The sequence below is a fragment of the Citrobacter sp. C13 genome, from assembly GCF_014596815.2.
Taxonomy (GTDB): Bacteria; Pseudomonadota; Gammaproteobacteria; order Enterobacterales; family Enterobacteriaceae; genus Citrobacter; species Citrobacter portucalensis.
Genome location: NZ_CP115024.1, coordinates 337,861 through 355,944, shown reverse-complemented (window position 1 = coordinate 355,944; position 18,084 = coordinate 337,861). Strand labels below are relative to the sequence as shown.

Here is an 18,084-nt window from a genome sequence, read left to right as displayed (position 1 = left end):
TGGTCGTGGCAGGCATGCTACCCTGCAAACATCAGACCTGGCGACGTATCGCGCAGCCAAATGACACCCAATAAGCCTATGGCACACCACCGGAAAGGCAAAGCGTATTCATTGCCGCATAAGTAAAGAAAAGTACCGACGCTCAAATCGGTACTCCTTGTATGCTAAATACACCCTCACGTCAAATCCCTGAAACGTGTTCAGTGCAAAAACAATGGCTTTTCATGCATAAGTTATTCCGTTGAAACCAGTCTGGGCGTAATAAAGACCACTAATTCGCGCCGTTCATCTTCTTTACCATCATGGCGAAAAAGAGAGCCAAGCCAGGGAATGTCGCCTAATAGCGGCACGCTGTCGGCTGCGGATTTGTTCTTATGTGAAAAAATCCCGCCCAGCGCAATCGTCTCGCCGCTTTTTACCTCGACCTGCGTTTCAATCTCTTGCTTGTCGATAGCCAACACTTCGCCATCTGCCTGTTGTAGAACCTGTCCCGGAACATTCTGGCTAATATGCAGTTTCAGCCTGATTCTCCCTTTCTGCAACACTGTTGGTGTTACCTCCATCCCCAGTACCGCTTCCTTGAACTCGACGGATGTCGCACCGCTTTCACCGCTGGAGACCTGATAAGGGATCTCACTGCCCTGCTTAATACTGGCAGGTTGCAGGTGAGATGCCAGTAATCGTGGACTGGCAATGATATCCAGTTGCTGTTTTTGCTCCAGCGCAGACAACTCCAGTTCCAGTAAACGACCGTTAATACGGCCAATGTTAAATCCCACTCGGGATGTGGCGGTGGCTACAGAGAGATCGCTGGCAAGCGTTGTGACATTCCCAACCGCCCCCGATTGTTGTGCGTCAGCCAGCGACCACTTCACCCCCAGCTCGCGCAAACTTTTTTCATTTATGGTGACGATATGCGCCGCCAGTTCGACCTGGGCAACCGGCAAATCCATTTGCGATACCCACTTTTCCAGGGTGTTAAGCGCAACGCTATTATCACGCAGCAGTAAGCGGTTGGTCCGTTTATCCACCGTCATGCTTCCCTTGGCACTGAGCAGCTTTTCTCCTGCTTTTGCCAGCTCGGCAGCATCGGCATAGTGCAAAATAATGCTGCGCTGCTCCAGCGGCATACTGGCCTGAATCCGCGCCTGTTCATTGTCCTGGCGGGCCGCATTTTCACTCTGCCATTGAACAGAATGCACATGCAGGATATTGCCCTCCTGGCGTAATACCAGCCCGGCACTTTTTACCACCGTCTGCAATGCCTGCTTCCAGGGGACATCCGTCAAATGCAACGACAGCACACCGCTGACATCTGGCGAAACCACCAGGTTTTTCTGTTCCTGTTCAGCCAGCGCCTGCAATACCTGCGTAACCGGCACATCATCGAGCACCAGCGTCACGTTTTGCGGTTTCGTCGCCAGCGCGCTCGTTATCCCGACCGCCAGCGCTATTACTATCCACGCTATCCATCGCTTCATTTACCGCTCCTTGTCGTTGCCACTGCCATCGCGGCGGTTCGCAGTTTTTTTCTGTATCGAGGGTTATGTTCTGGGCCGTTATCTGCGTAATCGTCCAACCGTTTTTCAGGACGTCATTTGGCTTAACCCGCCGCCATTTTTTCTGGCTATCCTGAACGATGCCGATGGGTCGCGTGCCCTGGCTCACCATGCCCTGAAAGCGCCATATCGACATCTCAGCAATTTGGCAGCGGTCCTCCGGCGGCAGGAAGGGATTACGCATACCGGTGAGCATCAGTACGCTCATACATGCCAACAGCCAGCGTTCAACCGTCATTCAGACGCTCCAGCTGTAGCGTTAGCAGCAACTCCGTGTCTTCTGCGCTAAGCGAAAATCGGCTGACGTTCATCCCCTGATCCGCCAACTGGACAAACGTCTGCGGGATAGCATCCCAGGCCGATATCAGCGCCATCTCTCCGCCTTGCGCGGAGGGTTGCCAGTGGATAAGACGAGTAAGTGAAGTCTGAAACAGCAGCGGGGAGAACAGGGTCAGTTTCTCTTCCGGCTCTGCTGGTGATGCCGCCAGCAGATAGACATCTCGCCATTGCATCTGAATAGCTGCCCGTTGTTGGACCAGCGTCTCGCGTTGCATCGTCCGCTCCCGCGCGACGGGATAAAGACATAACGTCACCAGTATGAGTAGCCCTAACATCCAGCCGCACCAGCAGATGAGTCGAAAGCGCGGCGACTGCGCTAACCAGACATCACAGAGCGTTATCATGCGCACCGCTCCGTGTCAGTCGATAGTGGAATTGCCAGCGTCCCTGCGCATCCTGCTGCGTTTCACCGGGGCTGCTCAACTGAAACAATGGCTGCTGGCGTAATTGCGCCTCCAGCGCCTGCAGCGCGGCAAAGTTCAGCGTGTTTCCCGTCAGTTCCAGCGTGTCCTGTTGCCAGGCCATTTTTGTTAACCACGCCTGCTCAGGCAGAAATTCCGCCAGCTCTTGCAATACCGACTGCCAGCTTCGGGTCTGCTCACGCTGTTTGTTCCGTGCCTGCACCTGTTGCCATCGTTGCTGGCGCTGCTGCATACGCGGCTTTAGCGCCATTAAGGCCTCGACACGCGTCTTTTCGGCGTCTGCCAGCAACAATTCAGCCCGATTTTCTACACTCAACACGCTGTAATAGCGCAACAACACGCCAATACTAAGCAGTAGCGAAGCGCTAAATAAGATGCCCCAGAAGCGCAGGCAAGCGTAACGCCGAGTCTGACGCCAGGGCAGAAGATTAATGGTCGCTATCATCAGTACGCGCCTCCCATAGCGAGTCCCAGCGCAATGGCGAAGTGATGGCTTTGCGTTGGAATGGGCGGCTGGCGTACAGACACGGCGCTCAAAGGGTCGAAGCCGCCAGGGGAGCATTGCGCAATGGCTGTCGTGGGCAGAGATAATGTCGTGGCAAGCTCATCGATACTGCCAATATCGCCCGTTGATTTACGTCCCCATGCCGAACGGGTCGCCCATAACCACTGGGTGTCATCACGCCATACCAGACACTGCTGATGCTCTGGCAAGAAGGGAATAAATCGCTGTAACGCGCTGGCATCCGGTGTAATCGCCGTAACCTGCACCTTCAGGGTTTGGATAAGCGTCAGAAGCGCTGAAATCTCTTTGCTTTGCGCAGCAGTGACGTTAAACGCCGGGCTCAACGTGTCTTCGCTATAATCAAAATGCAGCGCATCCGGCGCCATATCGAGTTCACGCGCCATCGAACCGGACAACCATGCGGTTTGCTCTGGCTCGCGTAACGTCATTGTCGGACGAGGAAACTTTTTTTGTAACGTCCTGTTGGCGGGAAAAGAGAGATGAATATGGTGTCGGCGAGGGAGCTCCCGGCTCCACGGCAGTAGCGCGGCGACCAGCTGTTCAGGCTCGCGAATGTGGCCATCGACGATAACCTGAGGCGTCAGCGGTATACGCCACCAGCGTTGCAGATACCAACCTGATGCTTCGCGAACGATAGCGACAGCCAGCGCTTCATGTTGCTGAATATGCAGACCAATTTTCCAGATATTGAAAGCCATTGCTGATGATCTCCTTATCACCCGTCGCTTTAACGGGTATATCAATGCGTCTGGCTTGCCTTTATACTACCGCGCGTTTGTTTATAAACTGCCCAAATGCCACTAAATGGGAAATCTCCAGTGAAGTTCGTAAAGTATTTATTAATCCTTGCAGTATGTTGCATCCTGCTGGGAGCAGGCTCGATTTATGGCCTTTATCGCTATATCGAGCCGCAATTACCTGACGTCGCGACGCTCAAAGATGTGCGTTTACAGATCCCGATGCAGGTTTACAGCGCTGACGGCGAGCTAATCGCGCAATATGGCGAGAAACGTCGAATCCCGGTCACACTGGATCAGATGCCGCCGGTAATGGTTAAAGCCTTTATCGCCACAGAAGACAGCCGCTTTTATGAGCACCATGGGGTAGACCCGGTGGGGATCTTCCGTGCGGCCAGCGTCGCGTTGTTCTCCGGTCACGCGTCGCAAGGGGCGAGTACCATTACCCAACAGTTGGCGAGAAACTTCTTCCTGAGCCCGGAACGTACGCTGATGCGTAAGATCAAAGAAGTGTTCCTGGCGATCCGCATTGAACAACTGCTGAGTAAAGATGAGATCCTCGAACTGTATCTGAACAAGATCTATCTGGGGTATCGCGCCTATGGCGTGGGTGCTGCCGCGCAGGTCTATTTCGGTAAGACAGTGGATCAACTCAGCTTAAGTGAAATTGCGGTGATTGCCGGTTTGCCAAAAGCGCCGTCAACCTTCAACCCGCTCTATTCGATGGACCGTGCAACCGCGCGACGTAACGTTGTACTGTCGCGTATGTTGAGCGAAAACTACATCACGCAGGCCCAGTACGATCAGGCGCGCGGCGAGGCCATTGACGCTAACTACCACGCGCCGGAAATCGCTTTCTCTGCACCGTATCTGTCTGAAATGGTGCGCCAGGAGATGTATAACCGTTATGGCGAGAAAGCCTACGAAGACGGGTATCGCATCACCACCACCATTACGCGCAAAGTACAGCAGGCAGCTCAGCAGGCAGTACGTAACAACGTGATGGATTACGACATGCGCCACGGCTACCGCGGCCCGTCGAACGTGCTGTGGAAAGTGGGCGAAAGCAGTTGGGACAGCAAGAAAATTACCGATACGCTGAAAGCGCTGCCGACTTATGGCCCCCTGCTGCCGGCGGTTGTTACCAGCGCCAATCCACAGGAAGCCATTGCCGCGCTGGCGGATGGTACATCAGTGTCATTACGGATGGATGGTATGCGCTGGGCGCGTCCTTACCGTTCGGATACTCAACAAGGCCCAACGCCGCGTAAAGTGACTGACGTAGTACAGACTGGCCAGCAAATCTGGGTACGCCAGGTGGGCGATGCCTGGTGGCTGGCGCAAGTACCAGACGTCAACTCCGCACTGGTCTCCATCAATCCGCAAAACGGCGCGGTGCTGGCGCTGGTGGGTGGTTTTGACTTCAACCAGAGCAAGTTTAACCGTGCAACCCAGGCGTTACGCCAGGTGGGCTCCAACATCAAGCCATTCCTGTATACCGCCGCGATGGACAAAGGTCTGACGCTGGCGAGCATGCTCAACGACGTGCCGATCTCCCGCTGGGATGCCGGTGCTGGTTCCGACTGGCAGCCGAAGAACTCCCCGCCGCAGTACGCCGGCCCTATCCGCTTACGTCAGGGGCTGGGTCAGTCGAAAAACGTAGTCATGGTACGCGCCATGCGCGCCATGGGCGTGGATTACGCGGCAGAGTATCTGCAACGTTTCGGCTTCCCGGCACAGAACATTGTGCATACCGAGTCGCTGGCGCTGGGTTCTGCTTCGTTCACACCGTTGCAGGTGGCACGCGGTTACGCAGTGATGTCTAACGGCGGCTTCCTGGTCGATCCGTATTTCATCAGTAAGATTGAAAGCGATATGGGCGGCGTTATCTTCGAAGCGAAGCCGAAAATTGCCTGCCCGGAATGCGATATTCCGGTGATATATGGCGATACCCAGAAATCTAATGTGCTGGAAAACAGTAACGTAGAAGATGTCGCCGTCTCGCAGGAACAGCAAAATTCCGCCGTGCCTATGCCACAGCTTGAGCAGGCTAACCAGGCACTGGTCGCGCAAAGCGGCACACAGGAATACGCTCCGCACGTGATCAACACACCGCTGGCTTTCCTGATTAAAAGCGCGCTGAACACCAATATCTTTGGTGAACCAGGCTGGATGGGAACCGGTTGGCGCGCAGGTCGCGATTTACAGCGTCATGATATCGGCGGGAAAACCGGGACCACCAACAGCTCAAAAGATGCGTGGTTCTCCGGTTACGGACCAGGGGTAGTGACGTCGGTATGGATCGGCTTTGATGACCATCGCCGCAACCTTGGTCATACGACAGCTTCAGGCGCGATCAAAGACCAAATCTCCGGCTACGAAGGTGGCGCGAAGAGTGCGCAGCCTGCATGGGATGCCTACATGAAGTCCGTGCTGGAAGGTGTGCCTGAGCAGCCGCTGACGCCGCCGCCGGGTATCGTGACGGTCAATATCGATCGCAGCACAGGACAGCTGGCAAGCGGTGGCAATAGCCGCGCAGAGTACTTCATTGAAGGCACACAACCGACGCAACAAGCGGTGCATGAGGTGGGAACAACCATTATTGATAATGGTGAGACACACGAACTGTTCTGATCGATTGCCGGATAGCGCTTCGCTTATCCGGCCTACAATTTCGGTACAATTATTTGATCTTCCGGAATTTTGTAGGCTGGATAAGGTATCAGTTGGCAATCGTAATTAAAGCCGCCCCTGCCCTTTCAGCCATTCGCGTACGAGGAACAGCGCACTGACATTACGTGCTTCATGAAAATCAGGATCTTCCAGCAGGTCCATCAAATGCGCCAGCGGCCAGCGCACCTGCGGTAATGGCTCAGGTTCATCACCCTCCAGCGATTCAGGATATAAGTCCTCTGCCACCACGATGTTCATCTTGCTGGAGAAATAAGATGGCGCCATGCTGAGTTTCTTTAAAAACGTCAGATCTTTTGCGCCAAACCCCACCTCTTCTTTCAGCTCCCGATTCGCCGCCTCAAACACGCTTTCGCCAGGGTCGATTAATCCCTTGGAAAAACCCAGTTCGTAGGACTCGGTCCCGACCGCATATTCGCGAATAAGGATCAGATGGTCGTCAACAATCGGCACAATCATTACCGCTTCACGCGTGGATGGACGCATACGTTCATAAACGCGGCGTACGCCATTGCTGAACTCAAGGTCCACGCTTTCGACCTTAAAAAGCCGGGATTGGGCGACGGTTTCCACTTTCAAAATCGTGGGTTTCTGTAATGATTTGCTCATTGTGAGGATCTTTGCTGTGAAATCTGGGGTTATTGTGCGATATACCGCACGGTTTCGGCAATGTGAATTGCCGTTTATTTACATTTATGTAACGTACTAAAAGTTAGTCCCTATTTCAAATTAAAAGTCAATAGGTTGAAATAACTCCAGGAATTTGCTGATATTCCATTTTTAGTGATTTTGCTATGATTCGCATTTACTGGGCTGTACTTAAAGATGCTCAAGTTCGACTCCACACTTGCCGATAGCCAACCACAGAATCACGAATATTGAACAGGGTGCGACTGACCACGCCTGACAGACTAAGTAAGATGGGGAAAGCATGAGCACCATTCTGATTTTTTTAGCTGCTTTGCTGGCCTGCTCATTGCTTGCAGGATGGCTACTCAAATCAAAATCCAGGCAGAAAAATTTACCCTTGAGCAGTGTCTTCTCAGACGCCTCGAAACGTAAACTCGCGCCTGAAGAACGCAGTGCAGTCGAAAACTATCTCGAAAGCCTTAGTCAAATTCAGCAAGTACCTGGTCCAACGGGAGCCAGTTCTGCGCCGGTCTCATTAACGTTGAATGCCCAAAGTAATAGCGTCATCGTGCTTACTCGTTCGATTACACGTTACGGCATTACCACCGACGATCCTAACAAATGGCGCTACTATCTTGATTCCGTTGAGGTACATCTTCCCCCTTTCTGGGAACAATACATCAATGACGAAAACAGCGTTGAGATAATCCACACCAATACAATACCACTGGTTATCTCGTTGAACGGCCATACGCTACAGGAATATATGCAGGAAGCGCGTGGCTATGCGTTGCAGCACACCGCTTCTACCCAGGCATCCATTCGTGGTGAAGAAAGTGAGCAGATTGAACTGCTGAATATTCGCCAGGAAACCCATGAAGAATATGCGCTCAGCCGCCCTTCGGGATTGCGCGAGGCGTTGCTGATAACCGCATCATTCCTGCTGTTCTTTTTCTGTTTGGTTATCCCGAATACGTTTGTGCCGTGGGCAGTCGGTGGCGCGGTGTTGCTGTTAGCTGCGGGACTGTGGGGATTATTCGCTCCGCCGTCCAAAAGCGCCCTGCGGGAAATTCATTGTCTGCGCGGTACGCCGCGTCGCTGGGGGTTGTTTGGCGAAAACGACCAGGAGCAAATTAATAATATCTCGCTGGGTATTATTGATCTGATCTACCCACCTCACTGGCAACCTTACATCGCCCAAGACCTTGGCCAGCAAACGGATATCGATATTTATCTCGATCGCCACGTTGTCCGCCAGGGGCGTTTTTTATCTCTGCACGATGAAGTGAAAAACTTCCCATTACAGCACTGGCTGCGCAACGCCGTCATCGCGGGCGGCTCGTTGCTGGTACTGCTGATGCTGCTGTTTTGGATCCCGCTGGATATGCCAATAAAGGTCACGCTCTCCTGGATGAAGGGCGCGCAAACTATCGAAGCCACCAGCGTTAAACAGCTCGAAAACGCGGGCGTTCGCGTGGGTGACACGCTGCACCTGAGTGGTACGGGTATGTGTAACATTCATACCCAAGGGAGCTGGAATGCGCAGCCTGCCACGCCGTTTATGCCTTTCGATTGCTCGCAAATTATCTGGAATGATGCGCGCGCATTACCGCTGCCTGAGTCTGACCTGGTGAATAAGGCCACCGCGCTCACGCAGGCCGTGAGCCGTCAGCTGCATCCCAAACCTGACGATGACTCTCGCGTCAGCGCATCGCTACGCTCGGCAATCCAAAAGTCCGGCATGGTGTTACTGGACGATTTTGGTGAGATAGTCCTTAAAACGGCCGATCTGTGTGCAGCCAAAGATGAATGTGTACGCTTAAAAAATGCGCTGGTTAACCTCGGTAACAGTAAAGACTGGGCCGCGCTGGTGAAGCGAGCGAACGCAGGCAAACTGGATGGCGTGAACGTGCTGCTACGTCCGGTAAGCGCAGAGTCGTTGGATAATCTGGTGAATACCTCTACGGCGCCGTTTATTTCACGCGAGACTGCGCGAGCAGCCCAGGCGCTGAATAGCCCTGCCCCTGGCGGTTTCCTGATTATCAGCGACGAAGGCAGCGATCTGGTCGATCAGCCGTGGCCGACGACCTCGCTATATGACTATCCTCCCCAGGAACAGTGGAACGCCTTCCAGCGCCTGGCGCAGATGCTAATGCAGACACCATTTCGCGCGGAGGGGATCGTCACCAATATTTCGACTGACGCCAATGGCACCCAGCACATTGGCCTGCATCGTATTCCGGATCGTTCAGGATTATGGCGCTACCTTGGCACGACGCTGCTGATGTTCTCCATGCTCGGATGCGCTATCTACAACAGCATACAGGCATTCAGACGCTACCAGCGTCACCGCACCCGCATCGCGGAAATTCAGAGCTACTACGAAAGTTGTCTCAATCCAACACTGATTGACAACCCGGAAAGCCTGATTCGATAACACGCTCGCGCGACAGGATATGCTACCCTGTCGCGCATCATGTTTTCTTCTGGGGAGTTTCCATGCATATCAATATTGCCTGGCAGGATGTCGACACCGTGTTGTTAGATATGGACGGCACGCTGCTCGACCTGGCATTCGATAACTATTTCTGGCAAAAATTGGTGCCGGAAACCTATGGCGCGAAGCAGGGTATCTCTCCTCAGGAAGCTCAGGACTATATTCGTCAGCAGTATCATGCCGTGCAGCATACGCTAAACTGGTATTGCCTGGATTACTGGAGCGAGTGCCTGGATCTGGATATTTGCGCCATGACCACGGAACAGGGACCGCGCGCCGTTTTGCGCAAAGATACCGTACCGTTTCTTGATGCCTTAAAAGCCAGCGGCAAGCGCCGCATTTTGCTCACCAACGCGCATCCGCATAATCTGGCGGTGAAGCTTGAGCATACCGGTCTGGCCTCACACCTTGATTTATTACTTTCCACCCACACATTTGGTTATCCCAAAGAGGATCAGCGGTTATGGCACGCTGTGGCTGAAGAAACGGGAATGAGTGCAGAGAAGACGCTGTTTATTGACGACAGCGAACCCATTCTCGACGCCGCTGCTCTGTACGGTATTCGTTACTGCCTCGGCGTGACCAATCCCGACTCCGGCATCGCCGAAAAACAGTACGCACGCCATCCGTCACTGAATGACTACCGCCGACTGATCCCCTCACTGATGTGAAGGAGACGCCATGAAAGAAAAGCCCTCTGCTGAAGTCAGGCTGGATAAATGGCTGTGGGCTGCACGCTTTTACAAAACGCGTGCGCTAGCCCGCGAAATGGTTGAAGGCGGTAAGGTGCACTACAACGGCCAGCGCAGTAAGCCAAGCAAGATTGTCGAGCTGAACGCCACCCTCACCCTGCGCCAGGGAAATGACGAGCGAACGGTCATTATCAAGGCCATTACCGAGCAGCGTCGCCCGGCAACGGAAGCCGTTACGCTGTATGAAGAAACCGCGGAAAGCGTGGAAAAACGCGAAAAAGTGGCGCTGGCGCGTAAACTTAACGCGTTAACCATGCCGCACCCGGACAGGCGACCGGACAAAAAAGAGCGCCGCGACCTGTTACGATTTAAACACGGCGACAGCGAGTGACTGTCACCTGCAAGAGAGATGATTATGCCGCAACATGACCAATTACATCGTTATCTGTTTGAAAACTTTGCCGTGCGCGGTGAACTGGTGACCGTTTCGGAAACCCTGCAACAGATCCTCGAAAATCATACTTACCCGCAGCCGGTCAAAAACGTGCTGGCTGAGCTACTGGTTGCCACCAGCCTGCTCACCGCCACGCTGAAATTTGCCGGTGATATCACTGTGCAGTTGCAGGGCGATGGTCCGCTGAGCCTGGCCGTCATCAACGGCAACAACAATCAGCAGATGCGCGGCGTGGCCCGCATGCAGGGTGATATTCCTGAAGATGCCGACCTGAAAACGCTGGTGGGCAACGGCTACCTGGTGATCACCATTACCCCGGAAGAAGGCGAGCGTTATCAAGGCGTGGTCGGTCTGGAAGGTGACACGCTGGCAGCGTGTCTGGAAGATTACTTCATGCGTTCTGAACAGCTGCCGACACGCCTGTTCATCCGCACTGGCGACGTTGATGGCAAACCCGCTGCTGGCGGAATGCTGCTGCAGGTAATGCCGGCGCAAAACGCGCAGGCAGATGATTTCGATCACCTGACAGCCCTGACTGAAACCATCAAAGCCGAAGAGCTGCTGACGCTGCCGGCCAACGAAGTGCTGTGGCGCCTGTACCACGAAGAAGAAGTTACTCTCTACGATCCGCAGGACGTTGAGTTCAAATGCACCTGTTCACGCGAACGCTGCGCAGGCGCACTGAAAACGTTGCCGGACGAAGAAGTGGACAGCATTCTGGCGGAAGAAGGCGAGATCGATATGCACTGCGATTACTGCGGTAGTCACTATCTGTTTAACGCCATGGATATTGCTGAGATCCGCAGCAATGCCTCCCCTGCCGATCCCCAGGTGCATTAATCACTGTCTTGCCTGATGGCACGGCGCTTATCAGGCCTACGGAAAAACTGTCGTAGGCCTGATAAGACGTTCACGCTGCCATCCGGCAAAAACGATGTCGGCAACACACTCACTCGGTGTAATAAGTCATCGGCAGTCTTTTGCCATCAATAGTGATATCCCGCCAGATTCTGGGGGTTGAGCCCAGTTGCTGATTCGCTACCGCCTGCAGCAATTTATCCTTAGTGAATCCTTCAGGTAGCGTGGCGACCGCTAACAAATCCCATTTGTTTTTCTGCATGCCGAAGACCAGACTCTCCCCATCGCCAAAGGCATATAACACCTGCTCAGGATGACCATCCGCATTGAGGTCCTGACTCACCAGTACGCACGCATTCTGCTCAGCACAAGAGGTGATGCGATACCCCTGTGTTTTGACAAACGCCCAGAACGCATCGTCTGGCTTCTGGCTCCCCGGAGCCATCACAACCTTCGATACTAACTGTGTTGCGGTTAGCTCTTTAACCGGATCCCGGCGCCCTTGCAGCAGAGAATTCAAGTCGCGTCTGCGTTTACTGTCTTGATTAAACGCCACATCTTTTTGTAATGCTTCCAACGCTGCGCGCCCCGGTTTTCCGCTGTGATCCAACATATACAGGCTGACTTGATCCGGTTTAATTTTCCCGCTGTGATACAACCCCATATGGCTGTTAACGCTGATGCGCCAGGCATCAATAACCGGCGATGACAGCAGAACCAACAGCCCCAACGCCAGCAACGAAACGCCAAGAATGACCGGCCCCTGAAGCTCAAGCGGATTGCGCCCGCGGCGCAAAATGCTGGCCAAATAGCCAAACGACCATACCAGCAGCACCACGACCACCAGCACGCCATAAACGCGCTCAGGCGTCCAACCGTACTGCTGTATTCGCACCCACAGTGACCAACCGGCAATCAGCATATAGATGGGCGCGACAATCAGAGAGCATTTGATCAGGTAGCGTAACGCGCCAGGATAGGGTAACGCCTCTTTTTGCGGTTCACGCACGATAGCTATCAACAGCAACAGGAGCAGCGTCAGCGTTGACATCAGCCCGGCCGCAGACACACGTTGCGAAATAGCCTCCAGCCCGGTGAAGGGTAAGGTCAGTATGAACATCAGCGCCAACAGCGCGACCAGAGGTAACAGACCGGTGGCGATAAACGTCAGTAATTTTTGTACCGCCGTGACCAGACGCGACTGTGTACGGGCCAGTACCACTGCCAGTGCGGTAATCAGACCAAAGGCCACATAGCCAAACCAGTCGGTATCAAAGAAGAGCGTGCTGAAGAAGGGAATACCGACCAGCTTAAACATCTCGCTCCATAGCAAGAGCACCAGCCAGAACAGACCGTTGGCGACAAAGACAATCAGCAACGTCAACGCATTAAGCCACAATTGCCGATAAAAATGCGGGTAACGCGCCTGCTCACGAGAGACATGAAGCGAGTACTGAATCCAGGGCAAAGCCAGCATCGCCATCAGCAGTAAGCGCCAACCGTAGAACATAAAAACTTCATGTTGCCGCCACTTATCACTGTCCTCGACTTGCCACTTTAGCCAGACACTCATCGCCAGCACGACAATAAAGATCAACGCCATCCAGTACCACAGCGCGCGTTGTTTGAAAGAAACAACAGTAAGCAAAAGGGCCGAGGTGATCGCAATCGTCGCAGGCATGCCATAGAACAGCCAGCCGTCATTATGGGGCGCCAGATATGTCATCAGCAGATAGCATAATGTCCCCTGCAACAGGCCGATAAATATCATGCCCCAACGCGTCGTACGTGAAATTTCAGCACTATCCATGTCAGTTTCCAGAATGAAGGGAAAAGCTAATTATCGCATCAACTTCACAATTTTGAGCATTGGTAGAACGATTTCGGACTACGACGACGGGAAGTGAATCGATATTGTTTATGTATAACCCACGCTCATTTCTTACATGAATGCGATTACACTCACAAGATTTCCGCCAAAAACACTCTCCATTAACGTTTTAAGAACATTTTCCACAACAAAAAAGGGTTTCCTGCCATAATATCTGCCTCTTTGTGACAGGAGTCGCAGCGCATTCGGTCGCCCGTGTTTTTCCCGGATGCGTAAATCTATGAGCCTTGTCGCGGTTAACAATCCCTAAAAAACCTTACTATTCCAGGTAATACATATTGGCTAAGGAGCAGTGAAATGCGTGTGAACAACAGTTTAACCCCGCAAGATCTCAAGGCTTATGGTATCAATGACGTTCAGGATATCGTTTACAATCCAGACTACGACACGCTTTTCCAGGAAGAACTTGATCCAAACCTGGAAGGTTATGAACGTGGCGTGTTAACGAATCTGGGCGCCGTTGCCGTTGATACCGGTATCTTTACCGGACGTTCGCCAAAGGATAAGTACATTGTCCGTGACGACACCACGCGCGACACGCTGTGGTGGTCCGACAAAGGTAAAGGTAAGAACGACAACAAACCGCTCTCCCCGGAAACCTGGCAGCATCTGAAAGGATTAGTCACCCAGCAACTTTCCGGCAAGCGCCTGTTTATCATTGATGCTTTCTGCGGCGCTAACGCCGATACCCGTCTTTCCGTGCGCTTCATTACCGAAGTTGCCTGGCAGGCGCATTTTGTCAAAAACATGTTCATCCGCCCAAGCGACGAAGAGCTGGTTGATTTCAAACCTGATTTCATCGTGATGAACGGCGCTAAATGCACCAACCCGCAGTGGAAAGAGCAGGGTCTGAACTCCGAAAACTTCGTGGCTTTCAACCTGACTGAGCGTATCCAGTTGATTGGTGGCACTTGGTACGGCGGCGAAATGAAGAAAGGTATGTTCTCCGTAATGAACTACCTGCTGCCGCTGAAAGGCATTGCCTCCATGCACTGCTCAGCAAACGTTGGGGAAAAAGGCGATGTGGCAGTCTTCTTTGGCCTGTCCGGCACCGGTAAAACCACGCTGTCCACCGACCCGAAACGTCGCCTGATTGGCGATGACGAACACGGCTGGGATGACGACGGCGTGTTTAACTTCGAAGGCGGTTGCTACGCGAAGACCATCAAACTGTCTAAAGATGCCGAGCCGGAAATCTACAACGCGATCCGTCGTGACGCGCTGCTGGAAAACGTCACCGTGCGCGAAGATGGTTCCATCGATTTCGATGATGGTTCAAAAACTGAGAACACCCGCGTTTCCTACCCGATTTATCACATCGATAATATCGTTAAGCCGGTGTCAAAAGCGGGCCATGCTACCAAAGTGATCTTCCTGACCGCCGACGCATTTGGCGTGCTGCCGCCGGTTTCTCGCCTGACGGCAGACCAAACGCAGTACCACTTCCTGTCTGGCTTCACCGCCAAACTGGCCGGTACCGAACGCGGCGTCACCGAACCGACCCCGACCTTCTCTGCCTGTTTCGGCGCAGCATTCCTGTCTCTGCATCCAACGCAGTACGCAGAAGTACTGGTGAAACGTATGCAGGCGGCAGGTGCGCAGGCGTATCTGGTTAACACCGGCTGGAACGGTACCGGCAAGCGTATCTCTATCAAAGATACCCGTGCGATTATCGATGCCATCCTGAACGGTTCGCTGGATGACGCGGAAACGTTCCGTCTGCCGATGTTTGACCTGGCTATCCCGACCGAGCTGCCGGGTGTGGACACTCGCATTCTTGATCCGCGTAATACCTACGCATCTCCGGAGCAGTGGCAGGAAAAAGCCAACGCACTGGCGAAACTGTTTATCGAGAACTTCGAGAAATATACCGACACCCCTGCAGGTGAAGCGCTGGTTAGCGCCGGACCGAAGCTGTAACGAAAAGTGCCGGATGGCGGTTTCGCCTTATCCGGCCTACAGCAACAAAAAGGGAGGCATTTTGCCTCCCTTTGTTATGCGTCTTTCGTGTTGCCCGGCGCGCGAGTGAAGGGAACCGGAAGCCATGCACGAATCGACAACCCACCGCGTTCACTGGTACCAATCTCCAGCATACCGTTATGGTTATCAATAATACGCTGCACAATCGCCAGCCCCAGGCCCGTACCGCTGGTACTGCGCGCGCTGTCTCCGCGGACAAACGGCTGGAACAGGTGTTTACGCTGCTCCGGCTTGATGCCCGGACCATCATCTTCTACCTGGAACCAGGCGCGATGCTGCTCCATTCCGCTACTGACCTTAATCCAGCCGTTGCCGTAGCGGGCGGCGTTAACCACCATATTGGCAACCGCACGCTTGATCGACAGCGGGTGCATCTTCACCTGAATGCTGCCCGGCAGCAGTGCAGTTTCGATTTCACGTTCGTAGCCGCTCTCTGCCGCAACCACTTCACCCAGCACCGAGTTCAGATCTGCCATCTCCATTGGCATCTCCTGACCGGTACGCAGGTAATCGATGAACTGCTCGATGATGGCGTTACACTCTTCGATGTCCTTATTGATGGACTCCGCAAGATAACCGTCCTCTTCGCCCATCATTTCCGTCGCCAGACGAATACGCGTCAGCGGGGTACGTAAATCGTGGCTCACGCCCGCCATTAACAGCGTACGGTCATCGGCCAGCTGCTTCACGCCCGCAGCCATATGGTTAAAGGCTCGGGTTACGGAGCGCACCTCCGAAGCGCCATACTCACGCAACGGCGGCGGAATGATACCTTTCCCCACCTGCAGCGCCGCATGTTCAAGATCCACCAATGGCCGGTTCTGGATACGGATAAACAACCAGGCCCCACCGATAGCCAACAGCATAATCGCCAGCGTATAGCGGAATAGCGGCGAGAAGTCGCCCTGATGAATTTCCGTAAGCGGCACGCGTACCCAGATATTGGGCGACAGCCAGGTTTTCAACCACACGACCGGCGAGCTTTTGTTTACCTCAACGCGGACTTCCGTTGGGCCACCCAGTTGCTGCGCCATCTGATGGCTTAAGAATTCATAGTGTTGCGCCCAACGCAGTCCGGCTTCTTCAGCGGCCTCGTTGGAATAGAGGGAAATACCCAGCTCACGATAAATTTCCCGGCGGAATGCGGGCGGCACCACCAGTTGCGTACCGTCCTCCAGCTGCAGTTTATCGGTCATCAGCATACGAACTTCGTACGCCAGGACCTTATTAAACTGCTGGAGGCTCGGCAGAATCGCGAAGTTCAGCACTACCAGGTATGTCGTCACCAGGCTGGCAAACAGCAAGGTGACGATGAGCAATAACGTGCGGGCAAACGAACTTCGTGGCGAGAAGCGCATTCGCCTCATGCTTTAGAACCGTCCGGAACAAAGACGTAGCCCAGACCCCATACGGTCTGAATGTAGCGTGGATGAGCCGGATCTTCTTCCACCATGCGGCGCAGACGGGAGATCTGGACGTCGATAGAACGTTCCATCGCAGAATATTCACGACCACGGGCGAGGTTCATCAGCTTGTCTCGCGACAGCGGCTCGCGCGGGTGGCTTACCAGCGCTTTCAGTACTGCAAATTCCCCGCTAGTGAGCGGCATCGGCTCATCTTCGCGGAACATTTCACGCGTACCGAGGTTCAGCTTGAACTTACCAAAAGCGATAACCGCTTCTTCCTGAGAAGGTGCGCCCGGCAGTTCATTCGCCTGACGACGCAGGACTGCGCGAATACGAGCCAGCAGCTCACGCGGGTTAAACGGTTTCGGGATGTAATCGTCGGCACCGATTTCCAGCCCTACGATACGGTCAACTTCTTCACCCTTCGCTGTGACCATAATGATCGGCATCGGGTTGCTCTGGCTGCGCAGGCGACGGCAAATAGACAGGCCATCTTCTCCAGGCAGCATTAAATCCAGCACCATCAGGTGAAAGGACTCACGGGTCAGCAGACGATCCATCTGCTCAGCGTTTGCGACGCTTCGAACCTGGAAGCCCTGCTCGGTCAGATAACGCTCCAGAAGCGCACGCAAGCGCATGTCGTCATCGACCACCAGAATCTTATAGTTCTCTTGCATTGTTATTACTCCCAAAGGTTCGCAACAATTAAGTGTATATTCTTAAGAAAGCTAACGTGAGTCACCAGCGAATTCTGGTATGAATTCCAGGCTAAATTGTTACAAAGCATATTAAACAGCAGCTTAAGTATACAATGTTTCTCGCAATACATTATTTATTCTGTTGATATGCTCACGTAATACTAATTGTGCGCATCATCACAGAGTCGAAGGTAAAACAATAAGATGAAAACGCCCCTGATAACCCGTGAAGGGTATGAAAAACTTAAACAAGAGCTGAATTATCTCTGGCGTGAAGAGCGCCCGGAAGTCACCAAAAAAGTTACCTGGGCTGCAAGTCTGGGTGACCGCAGCGAAAATGCCGACTACCAGTATAATAAAAAGCGCCTGCGTGAGATCGACCGCCGCGTCCGTTATTTGACCAAGTGCATGGAGAATCTAAAAATCGTCGATTACTCCCCGCAGCAGGAAGGCAAAGTCTTCTTTGGCGCATGGGTTGAGATTGAAAATGACGATGGCGACATCCGCAAATTCCGTATTGTTGGCTACGATGAGATCTTCGGTCGTAAGGATTACATCTCAATCGACTCACCAATGGCGCGGGCGCTATTGAAAAAAGAGGTCGGCGATCTCGCAGTAGTAAACACCCCAGGTGGCGAAGCCAGCTGGTACGTGAATGAGATTGAATACGTGAAGTGAGACCGGAACAATCCGAAGCCCCGGCA

16 protein-coding genes are annotated in these 18,084 nt (G+C 53.4%); 7 read left to right on the top strand and 9 right to left on the bottom strand.

The genetic code is table 11. The annotated features are described in order from the left end of the window. Window positions 1–233: 233 nt before the first annotated feature. The 5 genes from hofQ to IB222_RS01645 are packed head-to-tail and all read right to left on the bottom strand — an operon-like array spanning window position 234 to window position 3,544. Entirely contained in the window at window positions 234–1,481 is a 1,248-nt protein-coding gene (hofQ, locus tag IB222_RS01665) for a DNA uptake porin HofQ (RefSeq protein WP_149384419.1), read from the bottom strand. Next, complete coding sequence (locus IB222_RS01660) at window positions 1,384–1,797, bottom strand: HofP DNA utilization family protein (RefSeq protein ID WP_063941383.1); 414 nt, start codon at window positions 1,795–1,797, stop codon at window positions 1,384–1,386. The genes hofQ and IB222_RS01660 overlap by 98 nt, the downstream gene beginning before the upstream one ends. Next, entirely contained in the window at window positions 1,787–2,242 is a 456-nt protein-coding gene (locus IB222_RS01655; protein ID WP_032945211.1) for a hypothetical protein, read from the bottom strand. The genes IB222_RS01660 and IB222_RS01655 overlap by 11 nt, the downstream gene beginning before the upstream one ends. Continuing rightward, window positions 2,226–2,765, bottom strand: coding sequence for a PilN domain-containing protein (locus IB222_RS01650; protein WP_149384418.1), 540 nt, complete (start codon window positions 2,763–2,765; stop codon window positions 2,226–2,228). Before IB222_RS01650 ends, IB222_RS01655 begins: the two co-directional genes overlap by 17 nt. Next, window positions 2,765–3,544: a DNA utilization protein HofM gene (locus IB222_RS01645; RefSeq protein WP_149384417.1), complete on the bottom strand. Its 780-nt coding sequence runs from the start codon at window positions 3,542–3,544 to the stop codon at window positions 2,765–2,767. The genes IB222_RS01650 and IB222_RS01645 overlap by 1 nt, the downstream gene beginning before the upstream one ends. 120 nt (window positions 3,545–3,664) lie before the next feature. Here IB222_RS01645 and mrcA point away from each other — a divergent pair, with 120 nt between their 5' ends. Beyond that, the gene (mrcA, locus tag IB222_RS01640) at window positions 3,665–6,217 is read left to right on the top strand and encodes a peptidoglycan glycosyltransferase/peptidoglycan DD-transpeptidase MrcA (RefSeq protein ID WP_166465280.1); all 2,553 of its coding nucleotides are present in this window, start codon (window positions 3,665–3,667) and stop codon (window positions 6,215–6,217) included. A 105-nt stretch (window positions 6,218–6,322) separates the two neighbouring features. Here the strand turns inward: mrcA and nudE are convergent, their stop codons facing one another. Beyond that, window positions 6,323–6,883: an ADP compounds hydrolase NudE gene (gene nudE / locus IB222_RS01635; RefSeq protein WP_003827667.1), complete on the bottom strand. Its 561-nt coding sequence runs from the start codon at window positions 6,881–6,883 to the stop codon at window positions 6,323–6,325. A 322-nt stretch (window positions 6,884–7,205) separates the two neighbouring features. Here nudE and igaA point away from each other — a divergent pair, with 322 nt between their 5' ends. The 4 genes from igaA to hslO all read left to right on the top strand — a co-directional run bounded on the left by igaA (window position 7,206) and on the right by hslO (window position 11,387). Beyond that, window positions 7,206–9,341: an intracellular growth attenuator protein IgaA gene (gene igaA / locus IB222_RS01630; RefSeq protein WP_149384416.1), complete on the top strand. Its 2,136-nt coding sequence runs from the start codon at window positions 7,206–7,208 to the stop codon at window positions 9,339–9,341. A gap of 62 nt (window positions 9,342–9,403) precedes the next feature. Continuing rightward, window positions 9,404–10,072, top strand: coding sequence for a GMP/IMP nucleotidase (yrfG, locus tag IB222_RS01625; protein WP_149384415.1), 669 nt, complete (start codon window positions 9,404–9,406; stop codon window positions 10,070–10,072). Window positions 10,073–10,082: 10 nt separating this feature from the next. Further along, on the top strand, window positions 10,083–10,484 hold the full coding sequence (gene hslR / locus IB222_RS01620) for a ribosome-associated heat shock protein Hsp15 (protein WP_016157639.1): 402 nt from the start codon (window positions 10,083–10,085) through the stop codon (window positions 10,482–10,484). Between the two features lie 24 nt (window positions 10,485–10,508). Then, window positions 10,509–11,387 carry an Hsp33 family molecular chaperone HslO gene (hslO, locus tag IB222_RS01615; protein WP_003023531.1) on the top strand — a complete coding sequence of 293 codons (879 nt, stop codon included), beginning with the start codon at window positions 10,509–10,511 and terminating at the stop codon, window positions 11,385–11,387. Between the two features lie 109 nt (window positions 11,388–11,496). Here hslO and IB222_RS01610 read toward each other — a convergent pair whose 3' ends face one another. Further along, entirely contained in the window at window positions 11,497–13,215 is a 1,719-nt protein-coding gene (locus IB222_RS01610; RefSeq protein ID WP_126956373.1) for a DUF4153 domain-containing protein, read from the bottom strand. A gap of 378 nt (window positions 13,216–13,593) precedes the next feature. Between IB222_RS01610 and pckA the strand changes: the two genes are divergently transcribed. Beyond that, window positions 13,594–15,216 (top strand): phosphoenolpyruvate carboxykinase (ATP), encoded by a 1,623-nt coding sequence (pckA, locus tag IB222_RS01605; RefSeq protein ID WP_003023529.1) that lies wholly within the window; start codon window positions 13,594–13,596, stop codon window positions 15,214–15,216. Between the two features lie 74 nt (window positions 15,217–15,290). Here pckA and envZ read toward each other — a convergent pair whose 3' ends face one another. Then, a complete protein-coding gene (gene envZ / locus IB222_RS01600) occupies window positions 15,291–16,643 on the bottom strand; it encodes a two-component system sensor histidine kinase EnvZ (RefSeq protein ID WP_003827658.1) in 1,353 nt (450 codons plus the stop codon). Further along, the gene (gene ompR / locus IB222_RS01595; protein ID WP_001157751.1) at window positions 16,640–17,359 is read right to left on the bottom strand and encodes a two-component system response regulator OmpR; all 720 of its coding nucleotides are present in this window, start codon (window positions 17,357–17,359) and stop codon (window positions 16,640–16,642) included. The genes envZ and ompR overlap by 4 nt, the downstream gene beginning before the upstream one ends. Before the next feature lie 225 nt (window positions 17,360–17,584). Here ompR and greB point away from each other — a divergent pair, with 225 nt between their 5' ends. Further along, window positions 17,585–18,058: a transcription elongation factor GreB gene (greB, locus tag IB222_RS01590; RefSeq protein ID WP_003023524.1), complete on the top strand. Its 474-nt coding sequence runs from the start codon at window positions 17,585–17,587 to the stop codon at window positions 18,056–18,058. Window positions 18,059–18,084: the final 26 nt, after the last annotated feature.